Consider the following 13,229-nt stretch of genomic DNA (forward strand, 5'->3'; position numbering starts at 1 on the left):
TCGAACCGGTTTGTGTTCTCGGCCAATAAGTGGCTGCTAATGCTACGATAACGACAATGGCTGCCAAAACAATCCATAGCGTCCTGCTCTTGGACGCCGAGGTATTCGTTGGGTTTGGTCTGTTGAAGTCATTCGTCATGTTACTCCTCCTCTCAACGTTAACGCCCCAGCGAGCGAAATGTTCCCACTGCGTGCAAATTGCGCAGCGAGACTAACGCAGAGGTTTTGTACCTGACCCGGTGCCTTTGATAATCGTAGGCGTATGAAGGGCGGCGAAGCGCAAATTTTACCGTAACGTACTTCTAATTTGCGTTCTTTCGTGGCTCGCTTCGGACCGCTGCCCAGGCCGTTGCCCAGGACTAGGCAGCCTTGGCGCGCGGTTCTTTTCGGAGTTGGAGGCTGGTGAGAACGGGTATCGTGGCAGTCTCCGTTGCAGCGTTTGCGACTGGCATACGTGGGTGGGTGCGCACTGCGGGCCGCCATATCCGGGGCGCGCTTATCGCTTTTTCGGCCTTCAGTGGAACTGCAGTCGGCTGCGCCTATGTCTATGGGCAGGTTCCGCAGCAGACCGACAGGCAAGATTTCCCTCAGCGCGAACTTGTTATCGGCACCAAGCAGGCACCGCCATTTGCGATGAAGGATGCCGATGGCAATTGGAGCGGCATTTCCATTGAGCTCTGGCGCGAGGTCGCGCAGAAGCTAGGGCTGCAGTTTCGCCTCGCCGAAGAGCCCGATGTTCAAAAACTCATCGAAGCAACATCGCGGGGCGACTACGATGTTTCCGTCGCAGCGATCACCATCACGGCCGACCGCGAACGCCGCGTGGATTTCAGTCAGCCCTTCTACGATACCGGCCTGGGGATCGCTGTGTCGGTCAACAGCGTGTCGGTGTGGCGCGAAATCACCCGGACAATGATCTCAGCGGGATTCCTGCAGGCGGCGGGAGCGCTGATCGGTATCTCCCTGCTGGTCGGCGCACTGGTGTGGCTGTTCGAGCGGCGCCACAACGACGACTTCGGCGGACCGGTCGGACGCGGTTTGGGAGCGAGCATTTGGTGGTCCGCGGAGGCCATGACGCAGGCAAGCACCGGGCATCGCGGGCCGATCACCGTTGCGGGGAGGGCGCTTGCGATCATCTGGATGGTGGTATCGATCATCACGATCGCCGTGTTCACCGCCAGCGTCACTTCCGCACTGACGACGAGGCAGATGCGCGGGCTGGTCAATGGCGTGGAGGATCTGCCGGGCGTGCGCGTTGGCACGCTTGCCAATTCGGCGACCATCGGCTTCCTGGACGGCGAGCGCATCAAGCACCGCACATTTGCCCAGGTTGCCGACGGGCTGAAGGCGCTCGAAACAGGATCGATCGATGCCTTCGTCTACGACAAGCCGCTTTTAGCGTGGACTGTGGAGCAGCATTTCTCCAGCAGCGTGCAAGTCCTAGATGTCGATTTCGAGCCCCAAAGCTACGGGCTCGCCATGCCGCTCGGCAGACCGTATCGAAAGGCAATCGACGTAGCCGTCCTTCAGGCGATTCACGATCCGCGTTGGAAACGAACGATCTTTCAGTACCTCGGAGAAAAACGATGAGCGAAAGAGCGGTGCCTGCTTAACCCCTTACCTGGCCGGCTTCAGCAGTCTCAGCGCATTGATGGTGACCAGCACCGTTGCGCCGGTATCGGCCAGGATCGCCGGCCAGAGGCCAGTGATGCCTGCGATGGTGGTCACGAGAAATGCCGCCTTCAGGCCGAGCGCGATGGTGATGTTTTGGACGATGTTGCGCATGGTGCGCTTGGAGAGCGCGATCATCGCCGCAACGTCGCTGACGCGACCATGCAGGATCGCGGCATCGGCAGTTTCGAGCGCCACATCGGTGCCGCCGCCCATGGCGATACCGACATCGGCGGTCGCAAGGGCAGGGGCGTCGTTGATGCCGTCGCCAACCTTGGCAACGATCAGGCCGCCGCGCTTCAGCTCGGTCACGATGCGTTGCTTGTCCTCCGGCATCAGTTCGGCGCGTACCTCGATGCCGAGCTGTGTGCCAATTGCTTTTGCGGTACGGTGATTGTCACCCGTTAGCATGACAGTCTTGATGCCTGCCTCGGTTAATCTCTCAAGGCCGGGCTCGGCGTCATCGCGCGGTTCGTCACGCATGGCGATGGCTCCTGCCAGCGTGTCGCCGACGATTAGTACCGAAACTGTTTTTCCATCGTCGTTGAGCGCCGTGATGCGCGCGACCTGATCCGATGAAAGAGGGATTTGTTCGCTGGCGGCTTTGGGAGACCCGAAGAATACGGGTTGGCCCTCGACGGTCCCGGTGATGCCTTTTCCTCCCAGAGCCTTGGCGTTGCTTGCTGCGGGGAGGGTGATCTCGGCGGCGGTTGCTCGCGCCAGAATTGCAAGCGCCAGCGGATGGCTGGATCCTGTCTCAAGGGCAGCGGCATATTTCAGGACTTCGCCTTCGTCCTTTCCAAACGCGATCACATCGGTCACCTGCGGCTTGCCTTCCGTCAGCGTGCCTGTTTTGTCGAATGCTACGGCAGTGACTTTGCCGAGGGTCTCGAGAACCGCGCCGCCTTTCAGCAGCAGACCGCGGCGCGCTCCAGAAGAAAGCGAGGCGGCAATCGCGGCCGGGGTCGAGATCACGAGGGCACAGGGGCAGCCGATCAGCAATATGGCGAGGCCCTTGTAGATCCATTCGTTCCAGGCGCTGCCGCCAAGAAGCGGCGGCAGGATCGCGACAAGGGCGGCAACCACGACGACGCCGGGCGTATAGTAACGAGAGAAACGGTCGATGAAGCGCTCCGTCGGCGCCTTTGATTCCTGCGCCGCTTCGACCAGCCGGACGACACGCGCAATCGTGTTGTCCGCCGCCGCTGCCGTCACCTTGACCCGAAGAGCCGCGTCGCCGTTGACGGTACCTGCAAAAACGGTGTCGCCCACGCCTTTTTGCACGGGCGTACTTTCGCCGGTGACCGGCGCTTCGTCGATTGCACTTTCGCCGGACAGGATGGTGCCATCCGCTGCGATGCGGTCGCCCGGACGAACCAGAATCGTCGAACCGACGGCGAGGCTCTCGGCGGGCACTTCCCGGGTCTTGCCATCCTCTTCGAGGAAGGCGCGTTTCGGGACCAGGGTCGCCAGCGACTGGATGCTTGCGCGTGCCTTGCCGGCGGCGATGCCTTCCAGCAGTTCGCCAACCAGAAACAGGAAGACCACGGCGGCGGCTTCCTCGCTGGCCTGGATGATCACCGCGCCAACCGCCGCGATCGTCATCAGCATCTCGATCGAAAAGGGCGTGCCAGCGAAGGCAGCGACGATTGCGCGTCGGGCGATTGGAACAAGGCCGACGAGCACTGCCATGATGAACGCGTAGGGCGCAATTGCCGGCACGAGGTGGCCGATGACGTAAGCTATAACGAGGGCTGCGCCGGCAAAGATTGTCAGCCGGCCCTTCTTGCTGTGCCACCAAGGTCCGGCCATAGGGGCCTCGTGACCGTGGAGCCCTTCCAGCGCGTCAGGCACTCTTTCCGCTACATGCTCATGACCTGCGTGATTATGCCCCGCGTGGTCGTGATTACTGTGGTCATGGTCATGGTGGGAATGGTCTGCCGGCTGTGTATCCACTGGCATCCTTCCGGTCACCTGCGAGACGGAATAGCCAAGGCTCGTCACTTTCTTTTCGATGGCGACAAGATCGCTGCTGCCGTCGTGGCGTACAGTCATCGTCCCCGCAGTCACGGAGATAGAAACGTCTTCGACACCTGGGATGCGTCGGACGGCGGTGTCAATCTTGGCTGCGCAGCTGGCGCAATCCATGCCGCCAACCCTGTAACGTTTCTCGACCGTTTCACCCATGATCCGCTTCCTTGTCAGACAGAAGCATCCTCCCTACATCCTCTAGCGACTAGAGGTGCAAGAGGAAAATCATGAAAACGATCACGATCGGCGAAGCCTCCCGGAAAAGCGGCGTCAAAGTGCCGACGATCCGCTACTACGAGAGCATCGGCCTCCTGCCGGAGCCGAACCGGAGCGAAGGCAACCAACGTTCCTACGAGCCGGCGGATCTGCGCAGGCTCGCCTTCATCCGTCATGCCCGCGAGCTTGGCTTCGAAGTGGAGGCGATCCGCACCCTCCTGACCCTGCAGGACGACCCGCACCAGTCATGCGCCTCTGCAGACGCGATCGCCAAGGCCCGCCTAATCGAAGTCGAGCAGAGGATCCGAAGCCTGATGGCGCTGAAAGCGGAGCTGGAGCTGATGGTGGAAGGCTGCGGTCACGGCCGTGTCGATCAGTGCCGTGTCATCGAGGTGCTGGCGGATCACGGCCAGTGCAGCCATGCCCATCACTGATGGGGAGGGGAGGCAGAAATACCGCAATGCACAATCCAAAGGCGTTGCGCCTAAAGTTTGTGCGAATTATGATTCTGTTTTTGTTTAGCTTTTCGACCTATAACCCGTCGATCCGCTGCCATTACTTCTTGTGATCTAGTATGACCGGTTTCCAGAAAGCATTTGCTCCGATCGATGCGCCGAACGATGATTTTCAGTCGCTGTTTGCAACCCATCCGTCGCCGATGTGGGTCTACGAACCCGGCAGCCTTCGCTTCCTGATCGTCAACAATGCTGCCGTCGATCTCTACGGCTATTCGCGCCAGGACTACGCGCGCATGACGGTCCTCGACATCAGGCCGGAGCAAGAGCGCAAGCGAATGCGCGATGCCGTGCAGGCCCGTACGGATATGGAGCGTGCGGAGCGCTGGACGCATTTGAAGGCCAATGGCGAAACCCTGGAAGTGCTCACCTACGGACGGGCGGTTCGCTTCGACGGACGGGATGCGATCCTCGCGATCGTGCAGGACCGGACCGAGGTCAACGCAGCCCAAAGGCAGGTGAGCGATACACGCTCAATGCTGGACAGTATCGTCGACAACCTGCCCGTAGGCGTCTTCGTGAAGGACATGGAAGAAGACGGACGCTACATCCTTTTCAACGAAGCGTGTGGGGTCATCGTCGGCCACGATCCAGAAGGTATCATCGGTCAGAGCGACTCCATCATTTTCGAGGAGAAGCAAACGGCGATCTTTCGCGAGCAGGATTCCCGAGCTCTCGGGGCAGGTACAACCATCAGCTTCGAAGAGACGATGCAGCGCGCCGATGGGACGCCGCGGATTCTGCGGACGATCAAGCGGGCTCTGCCCGCACCGGACGGCGGCGTGCCGCGCTATGTCCTGGGCATTTCCCAGGACGTGACCGAGGAGCGATCGGTCGAGGCTCGTCTCGCTTACATGGCAATGCACGATGCGCTGACGGGCCTGCCGAACCGCGCCTCTTTCGCCGATCATATCCAGCGGGAGGCACCGGTCGCCACGACGGAAAACCCGCTGGCGCTGCTTTACCTCGATGTCGACCACTTCAAGCATATCAATGACAGCAAAGGGCATGCCGCGGGCGATGCGCTGCTATGCCAGGTCGCAGGGCGCCTGATGCAGCTTGTCGCCGATGGCGACCTCGTCGCGCGTCTCGGCGGCGACGAGTTTGCGCTGCTGCTCCGACTGGAGCGACGTGAGAACATTGAACGCTTTGCCGAACGGCTGCTCCGATCGTTATCGGCCCCATTTGATCTTGATGGCGTCGACGAGCACGTCACCTGCAGCATCGGCATTGCGCTTGCGCCGGAGCACGCCGAGGACGACGATGTCCTGATGCGAAACGCGGACCTTGCGCTCTACGCAGCGAAGGAAAGTGGTCGCTCGACCTATCGCTTTTATCTTCCTGAAATGCGCCTCGAAGCCGAGCGCAGGCACATGCTCACGGCCGAGCTTCACGAGGCGCTGCTAAAGGGCCAGTTTGAACTGCACTACCAGCCAATCGTGCAACTTGACGACGATGGTCTGGCGGGCTTCGAGGCCTTGATCCGCTGGCGCCATCCCGTACGAGGGCTGGTCCCGCCGATGGAATTCATACCCCTCGCCGAGGAGACGGGCCTTATCATTCAGGTCGGCGAGTGGGTGCTGCGCGAAGCCTGTCGGGCGGCGGCGGCCTGGCCCGATCACCTCAAGATCGCCGTCAATCTCTCCGTGTGCCAGTTTCGCCACAACAGCCTGCTTGCGACCGTTGTTGCGGTACTGGATGAGACCGGTCTCCGTCCTGAACGCCTTGAGATCGAGATCACCGAGTCAGTCTTCCTCGCCGACGTTGAGCAGAGCCTGCCGCTCTTGCGGGCGTTGAAGGAACTCGGCATCCGCATCGCCATTGACGATTTCGGCACCGGTTATTCCTCCTTCAGTTATCTGCGCGCCTTTGCCTTCGACAAGATCAAGCTCGACCGCAGCTTTGTCTCCGGCATCGAAACGGATCCGGGTAACTTGGCGATCGTGCGGGCGGTCGTCGGCATCGGCTCTGGTTTCAACGCGACAACGCTTGCGGAAGGGATCGAGACCGAAGAGCAGTTACGGAAATTGCGCGCCGAAGGCTTCAGCGAAGTACAAGGCTTCCTGCTTGGCACGCCTATGCAACAGGCCGAGGCGGAGGCCCTGATTTACGGCGGAGCCTCTCCCTTGCTTGCCGCGACCGGCTCCTGAAATCATTACCTCGAAGGTGTCAGCTTTGCTGCGTGGATCGCTGACGGGGCAAGCTCCTGATTTATAAAGCAGTTCTAAGCCGCCTTTTCAACGGAAGCAGCGAAAGGCCGGCGAGCGAGGCAAAGGCTGCGCCGGCGAGAAAGGTTATCTGGTGTCCGCCCCAATCCCAGAGGGCGCCGGCGAGCACGCTCGCGGCGAGAAGAGCGACACCCGCAATCAGGTTGAAGATGCCGAAGGCGGTTCCGCGCAGTTCGGCGGGTGCGGCATCCGCAACAAGGGTCGCCAGCAGGCCCTGTGTAAAGCCCATGTGGAACCCCCACAGCAGTACTCCAATCCCGAGGCCTGCCAGCCCGGGAAGAAACGCAAGGCTGAGGTCGGCGAGAACGAGAAGCGCCAGCCCGACCATCAGCAGGGTTATCCTGTCGACACGATCCGCCATGACGCCTACCGGATAAGCCGAGATTCCATAGGCAATGTTCATGACGATCAGGACGATCGGAACGAACATGACGGGAAGTCCCATCTGTTGAGCATCAAGGATGAGGAAGGCCTCGCTGAACCGTGCAAGGGTGAAGACAGCAGAGACGGCAACGACCAGCCAGTAGATCACAGGCAGTCGAACGAGTTCCGAGGCTCGGAGCGGCACCCGAGCGCGCCCTTGGTCGGCATGCGGCGGTTCCTTGACGACAAAGAGGATGATCGCGACCGAGCAGAACGCCGGTATGACGGCGATCCAGAAGACCGTCGCATAGTGGTCGGCGGTCCACCACATCAGACCCAAGGCCAGTGCCGGCCCAAGGAAGGCGCCGACCGTGTCCAGCGACTGACGCAGACCGAAACTTGCGCCGCGGATTTCCTTCGGGCTGATGTCGGCTATCAAGGCGTCGCGCGGTGCGCCCCTGATGCCCTTTCCAACGCGGTCCACGAAACGCGCGGTCACGAGCCAGCCCAGCGACGGTGCCAGGGGAAACACTGGCTTTGTCAGCGCGGCCATTCCGTAGCCCAGGGCCACGAGCAGCTTTCGCTTGCCAAGCCAATCGCTGAGCGCTCCGGAAAACACTTTGGTGATGGCGGCGGTCGCCTCGGCAATGCCTTCGATCACGCCGACTGCAAATGCCGAAGTGCCGAGGATGGCAACCATGTAGACCGGAAGCAGCGCGTGGATCATCTCGGAGGAGATGTCCATGAACAGCGAAACGAAGCCGAGAGCCCAGACGCCTTTCGGGATCGCCCGCAGGGCTGCGGGTCGCGAGCCGGCAACGTCGACCATATCGAACTACCTTTCACAAACGAACCCGCCAGGGTCTTCTGCTTTTGAAATCTGACGGCGACCTGAAAAAGCGTCCGAAGCCTAGCGTGATATCGTCCTCCTCGTGCGCTCGGACACTTCAGTCTAGCCGCCGCTGCGGGATCAATCGTTACATCTCAATTGTTTGCCGGCAGCGCAAGCAGGCGGAAAATGTTGACATAGCCGATTCACGCGTGGATCATATGGTCCATGGGGTCGCGATCACCCCACGAGGCGCCAGCCGAAGAGTCGCGTCCAACGAAGCCGCTAAAACGGAGGACGCGCGATGCCGTCATTCACCGAAATCTCAGCCGACAAACTGAACCGCCTCATCGGCACGCCGGGTGCGCCTGTCTTGATCGATGTGCGCAATGACGAGGACTTTTCCGCAGATTCTCGTCTCATTCCCGGATCGATCCGCAAGCCATTCAAGGATGTGGAGGAGTGGGGTGCCGAAATCCACGGTCCGGCCGTCATTGTCTGCCACCACGGCGCCAAGCTTAGCCACGGCGTTGCCGCGCATCTTCGCGTCATGGGTACGCAGGCCGAAACACTGGAAGGCGGGTTCGAGGCATGGCTCAAGGCAGGCGGTCTCGCCGTGCCGGACGATAAGCTGCCGCCGCGGGACGCGAAGGGGCGGACGGTTTGGGTCACGCGCGCGCGCCCGAAGATCGACCGTATCGCCTGCCCCTGGTTGATCCGCCGCTTCGTCGATCCATCGGCTGTCTTCCTGTTCGTTCCCACCGCTGAAGTGCTGATGGTCGCCGACCGGTTCGGCGCAACACCGTTCGACATCGAGGATGTCTTCTGGAGCCATCGTGGCGAGCGTTGCTCCTTCGATATCATGCTGGAGGAGTTCACCCTTCAATCCCAGCCGCTCCTCAGGCTTGCGACGATCGTCCGGGCTGCCGACACCGCAAGGCTCGATCTCGCACCCGAAGCAGCGGGATTGCTGGCGGCTTCGCTCGGGCTCTCGCGGATGTTTGCCGATGACCTCGAGCAATTGCAGGCCGGCATGACCCTTTACGATGCCTTCTACCGATGGTGCCGCGACGCGACCGACGAAACGCACAACTGGCCCTCGGCGAAGAAGGGAAGTTAGATGACCAATCTTGCCACGAACAGGCCCGCCGACGACACGACGGGCGGGACGGGTCACGGTGTCTCCTTCGGCGAGGCCCTTCGCGTCTGGTTGCGCGTGGCGGCGTTGAGTTTCGGCGGCCCGGCCGGGCAGATCGCCGTCATGCACAGGATCGTCGTCGACGAAAAGAAGTGGATCGGCGAACACCGTTTTCTGCACGCCCTCAACTACTGCATGCTGTTACCCGGGCCAGAGGCGCAACAGCTCGCCATCTATATCGGCTGGCTCATGCACAGGACGGCAGGAGGCCTTGTGGCCGGCATCCTTTTCGTCTTGCCCGGCTTCCTCTCCATCCTGGCCTTAAGCTACGTCTACGTGATATTTGGCAACGTCGAGGCCGTCGAAGGCATGTTCTTCGGCCTCAAGGCCGCCGTGCTTGCGGTCGTCGTGCAAGCGGTCATTCGGATCGGGGGCAGGGCGCTCAAAAATCCCGCGATGGTCGTTATCGCGCTAGTGGCATTCTTCGCGATATTTGTGCTCCACGTCCCATTCCCGCTCATCATTCTGGCGGCGGCGATAACAGGCTTCCTCGGTTCCAAATCCAGTTCAAGGCTCTTCCAGGTGGGTAATGGCCACAAAACTGCGGCGGGTCACATCCTTGCCGATGCCGACTCCGCGCTTGGTGAGGAAACGCCGGTTCATGCGCGGCCAAACCTGGTGTGGTCGCTTAAGATCTCGGCTGTGTTGCTGGCACTCTGGCTCGGGCCGCTTCTGCTGCTCTACGTCTTCCGTGGCGGAGATGATGTGTTCACGCAGATCGGCATCTTCTTTAGCAAAATGGCCGTGGTGACTTTTGGCGGCGCATACGCCGTCCTCGCCTATGTCGCGCAGGAGGCGGTGCAGCACTATGGCTGGCTGCGGCCGACGGAGATGCTAGATGGACTCGGCATGGCCGAGACGACGCCGGGGCCGCTGATCATGGTTCTACAGTTCGTCGGGTTCATGGGCGCCTATCGCGACCCGGCTGGCCTCGATCCGATGACCGCAGCCACGCTGGCGGCGATGCTGACGACCTGGGTCACGTTCGTGCCGTGCTTCCTCTGGATTTTTCTCGGTGCGCCTTTCATTGAAAAGCTCAGGGGAAATGCGGCGCTCGCAAGTGCAATGTCGGCGATCACCGCTGCCGTGGTGGGTGTGATACTGAACCTCGCCATCTGGTTCGGTCTGCACTTTCTATTTGTCGAGGCTCGCGTCCATCAGTTCGGTCCACTATGGGTCGAACTGCCGGTCTGGTCGTCGCTCGCCCTGCCGTCGCTGGCTCTCAGCCTTGCCGCAGCGGTTGCGATCTTCCGGTTCAGGATGTCGGTGATCCCCACACTGCTTGGATGTGCTGCTGCCGGAATGGCGTGGAGGCTGATCGCGTCGTCCTGATCGAGCCGCGCTGCGAACCAGGGCGGCGCGAGTGATGAAACTTGCTTCCTCTTGCGCCGGACCCCAATCCTTTCTATATCCTCGCCACGAAAGTCCGGCGGCCGATCCCGCTCGGACGCAGGAAATCCGCCGGCTCAGATGGGCGGACCGCAACAAGCTTAGAATTGGCAGCCACCCGTGAATACACTGGATTTTGACAAGAGGCCGGAAGATACCCGCGTTGTCGTCGCCATGTCCGGCGGCGTTGATAGCTCCGTGGTGGCAGGCATTCTCAAGCGCCAGGGCTATGACGTGCTCGGCATTACGCTGCAGCTTTACGACCACGGCGCGGCCGTTCACCGTGCCGGTTCCTGCTGCGCCGGCCAGGATATCGACGATGCGCGTCGCGTTTGCGAAACGCTCGGTATTCCTCACTATGTCCTGGATTACGAAAAGCGCTTCCGGGATACGGTGATCAACCCCTTCATGGAAAGCTATGTGGCCGGCGAGACGCCGATCCCCTGCGTCTCGTGCAACCAGACGGTCAAGTTCGCGGATCTCCTGGCAACGGCAAAGGAGCTTGGCGCCGACGCGCTGGCGACTGGCCACTACATTCGCTCCCGCGCCAATCCGGCCCCCGGCAATCCCGGTCGCCGCGCCCTTTATCGCCCTGCTGATGCCGATCGCGACCAAAGCTACTTCCTCTTCGCGACGACGCAGGAACAGATCGATTACCTGCGCTTTCCGCTCGGCGGTCTGCCCAAGGCAGAAACCCGCAAGCTTGCCGAAGAGATGGGGCTTGTCGTCGCCAAGAAGGCCGACAGCCAGGACATCTGTTTCGTGCCGCAGGGCAAATATTCCGACATCATCAACAAGCTGAAGCCGAATGCGGCACTCGCAGGCGAGATCGTCCATCTCGACGGCCGCGTGCTGGGCCAGCATGAAGGCATCCTGCACTACACGATCGGCCAGCGCCGCGGCATCGGCGTCGCCACCGGCGAGCCGCTCTATGTCGTCTATCTCGATGCCCGCTCGCGCCGGGTCATTGTCGGGCCGAAGGAGGCGCTGGAGACGCACCGCGTCTATTTGCGGGATGTCAACTGGCTGGGTGACGAGCCGCTTGTCGAGGCGGCTTCGGGCGAGGGCTTCGTGTGCTTTGCCAAGGTTCGCTCGACGCGCGCGCCGACGCCTGCCGTCTTGCATGCCGATGCGACCGGCATCTATGTCGACCTCGCGGTTGGCGAGGCTGGCGTTGCGCCGGGCCAGGCCTGTGCGCTCTATTCGGCACCCGGCGACGACGCCCGCGTGTATGGCGGTGGTTTCATCGAACGCTCCGAGCGCGAACCGGCGGCGGAAGCTTCGCTGAAGGCGCTGTTGGCCAGCCCGGTCGCGGCCTGAAAAAGCCTGTGGTATTTTCTCGATCATGCGCTTGACACAAAGCCGAAGCGCACCTTATAAGCCGCTCATCCCACGGGCCGAGCGCATCGCGAACGGCACCGTTGACCAGTGGCGGAGTAGCTCAGTAGGTCAGAGCAGAGGAATCATAATCCTTGTGTCGGGGGTTCAAATCCCTCCTCCGCTACCAGTCAAATGACGCATTTTCTTCTGTGGACTTTCCCATAAACCTTGGCTGCGGGCCTTTCTCCGTTGCTTACCCCTGTGCACCATGGGTCTGCGCTGTTGTCATCATTGTCGCTTAGACTGCTCGGCGAAAATCACGGATCGGATTTGAGAATGGCGAAGAAGCCGAAACTGGAACATTCCGAGCTTGCCGGTGAGTTTACCGATGATGGCGTGACCGTGCTCGTCGACATCTTCCGTCCGGCGGGTACGAATGGCGACTGGAAAATGGAAGTGGTGACCCAGCACGAGGATCTCATCGAATGGGAAGAGCCCTTCGCGACCGATCGCGAGGCCTTTGACGAGTTCCTGGCGACGATCGCACGCGAGGGGATCCGAACATTTCTGGAGGAAGAGGACCCGTCCGTCCACTAGCCCTTGCATCGTCGCGAAGGCTCGCGGCCGGCCGGCAAGCGGAGAATTGCTCGCAGCGCTCTACGTTCCGGAATATTGGTCCGCTCTCGGGCCGGCCAGCGTTACTTGCCAGGCGCTTCTGTCGTTGAAGTTCTGGCTTGCCAGAAAAGTATATCCCGTGCTTGCCTAGGGTTTTACTTTGCCTGCAAGATTGTCGAGAACATAATCGCCGGATCTCAGTCGGGCCAGCAGGACGACATGGTTGTTGCCGCGGCGATCGATGACAACCGAAAGCGCCAGTTTGTTCGACGCAAAGCCGGCGCCCAGCAAGGTTTTCAGCTTCAGTAGGGCATAGTCTTCGCAGTCGCCTTTGTTGTTGATGGGAAGCGACCAGTATTCGGATTTCCCCGATGTCTGTGCGTCCGTCGCCAGCGTTGACCTGCCCGTTCACCTTTTGAAGCAAAGGCATAGCCTTCTCGTCGGTCATCTCGTGGCCGCCGTTGCCATGGCAAAGCCAAGTATAGCGCGTGCAAGCCGAGGGGAAGCCTATCGGCGCTCCAATGGCGCCTGATGCGCGCAGGGCGGATCCTGCATAGCTCTCACCAGAAAACGCTGTGAAAACAAGCGTGAACGCTGCGAAAGCTGCCAAGGTCCGCGTCGAAAACATCCTATCGGCTGAGTGCTGCGCAACCAAGGTGGCGGTAACGAAGGCGGCGGTAACCAGGGTGGCGGTAACGAAGGTGGTGGCAACCAAGGCGGTGGCAACCAGGGTGGTGGCCACCAGGGTGGCGGCAACCAGGGTGGTGGAAACCAGGGTGGTGGAAACCACCACTAAGGCTTATCTTACACGGCGACCAGCCTCAGTTCAGAGAAGCAAAGCCCGGGCGTATGTC

At 61.0% G+C, this 13,229-nt stretch carries 10 protein-coding genes, 1 tRNA gene and 1 pseudogene; 9 read left to right on the plus strand and 3 right to left on the minus strand.

Going from position 1 to position 13,229, the window contains the following annotated elements:
* The first annotated feature begins 402 nt into the window (after positions 1-402).
* Entirely contained in the window at positions 403-1,590 is a 1,188-nt protein-coding gene (locus tag C934_RS0124590) for a transporter substrate-binding domain-containing protein (protein ID WP_245268003.1), read from the plus strand.
* 27 nt (positions 1,591-1,617) lie between these two features.
* Here the strand turns inward: C934_RS0124590 and C934_RS0124595 are convergent, their stop codons facing one another.
* Positions 1,618-3,858: a heavy metal translocating P-type ATPase gene (locus tag C934_RS0124595; RefSeq protein WP_018859224.1), complete on the minus strand. Its 2,241-nt coding sequence runs from the start codon at positions 3,856-3,858 to the stop codon at positions 1,618-1,620.
* Positions 3,859-3,929: 71 nt separating this feature from the next.
* On the opposite strand from C934_RS0124595, the gene C934_RS0124600 reads away from it, so the two are divergent.
* Positions 3,930-4,352, plus strand: a complete 423-nt coding sequence (locus tag C934_RS0124600; RefSeq protein ID WP_018859225.1) for a MerR family transcriptional regulator — start codon at positions 3,930-3,932, stop codon at positions 4,350-4,352.
* Positions 4,353-4,492: 140 nt separating this feature from the next.
* Entirely contained in the window at positions 4,493-6,583 is a 2,091-nt protein-coding gene (locus C934_RS0124605) for a putative bifunctional diguanylate cyclase/phosphodiesterase (protein ID WP_018859226.1), read from the plus strand.
* Between the two features lie 61 nt (positions 6,584-6,644).
* Here the strand turns inward: C934_RS0124605 and C934_RS0124610 are convergent, their stop codons facing one another.
* Positions 6,645-7,853, minus strand: coding sequence for an MFS transporter (locus C934_RS0124610; RefSeq protein WP_018859227.1), 1,209 nt, complete (start codon positions 7,851-7,853; stop codon positions 6,645-6,647).
* A gap of 304 nt (positions 7,854-8,157) precedes the next feature.
* On the opposite strand from C934_RS0124610, the gene C934_RS0124615 reads away from it, so the two are divergent.
* From C934_RS0124615 to C934_RS0124635, 5 genes are all read left to right on the plus strand, one after another.
* A complete protein-coding gene (locus C934_RS0124615) occupies positions 8,158-8,973 on the plus strand; it encodes a chromate resistance protein ChrB domain-containing protein (RefSeq protein WP_018859228.1) in 816 nt (271 codons plus the stop codon).
* Positions 8,974-10,383 (plus strand): chromate efflux transporter, encoded by a 1,410-nt coding sequence (chrA, locus tag C934_RS0124620; RefSeq protein WP_018859229.1) that lies wholly within the window; start codon positions 8,974-8,976, stop codon positions 10,381-10,383.
* Between the two features lie 177 nt (positions 10,384-10,560).
* Positions 10,561-11,760 carry a tRNA 2-thiouridine(34) synthase MnmA gene (gene mnmA / locus C934_RS0124625; RefSeq protein ID WP_018859230.1) on the plus strand — a complete coding sequence of 400 codons (1,200 nt, stop codon included), beginning with the start codon at positions 10,561-10,563 and terminating at the stop codon, positions 11,758-11,760.
* A gap of 110 nt (positions 11,761-11,870) precedes the next feature.
* A tRNA-Met gene (locus tag C934_RS0124630) sits at positions 11,871-11,947 on the plus strand.
* Between the two features lie 149 nt (positions 11,948-12,096).
* Complete coding sequence (locus C934_RS0124635; RefSeq protein WP_018117109.1) at positions 12,097-12,357, plus strand: hypothetical protein; 261 nt, start codon at positions 12,097-12,099, stop codon at positions 12,355-12,357.
* 60 nt (positions 12,358-12,417) lie between these two features.
* Here C934_RS0124635 and C934_RS32515 read toward each other — a convergent pair.
* Positions 12,418-13,003 (minus strand): annotated as a pseudogene (locus tag C934_RS32515) (transglutaminase-like cysteine peptidase).
* A 12-nt stretch (positions 13,004-13,015) separates the two neighbouring features.
* Here C934_RS32515 and C934_RS34050 point away from each other — a divergent pair.
* Positions 13,016-13,171 carry a hypothetical protein gene (locus C934_RS34050; protein WP_192306232.1) on the plus strand — a complete coding sequence of 52 codons (156 nt, stop codon included), beginning with the start codon at positions 13,016-13,018 and terminating at the stop codon, positions 13,169-13,171.
* The last annotated feature ends 58 nt before the right edge of the window (positions 13,172-13,229 follow it).

It is taken from the genome of Rhizobium sp. 42MFCr.1 (assembly GCF_000377185.1).
GTDB lineage: Bacteria > Pseudomonadota > Alphaproteobacteria > Rhizobiales > Rhizobiaceae > Rhizobium > Rhizobium altiplani.

Excerpts from the sequence above, each read along its gene's own strand:
- C934_RS0124605 (WP_018859226.1), top strand. The coding sequence starts at position 4,493 with ATGACCGGTTTCCAGAAAGCATTTGCTCCGATCGATGCGCCGAACGAT.
- C934_RS0124610 (WP_018859227.1), bottom strand. The coding sequence starts at position 7,853 with ATGGTCGACGTTGCCGGCTCGCGACCCGCAGCCCTGCGGGCGATCCCG.
- C934_RS0124600 (WP_018859225.1), top strand. The coding sequence starts at position 3,930 with ATGAAAACGATCACGATCGGCGAAGCCTCCCGGAAAAGCGGCGTCAAA.
- C934_RS0124635 (WP_018117109.1), top strand. The coding sequence starts at position 12,097 with ATGGCGAAGAAGCCGAAACTGGAACATTCCGAGCTTGCCGGTGAGTTT.
- C934_RS0124615 (WP_018859228.1), top strand. The coding sequence starts at position 8,158 with ATGCCGTCATTCACCGAAATCTCAGCCGACAAACTGAACCGCCTCATC.
- chrA (WP_018859229.1), top strand. The coding sequence starts at position 8,974 with ATGACCAATCTTGCCACGAACAGGCCCGCCGACGACACGACGGGCGGG.
- C934_RS0124595 (WP_018859224.1), bottom strand. The coding sequence starts at position 3,858 with ATGGGTGAAACGGTCGAGAAACGTTACAGGGTTGGCGGCATGGATTGC.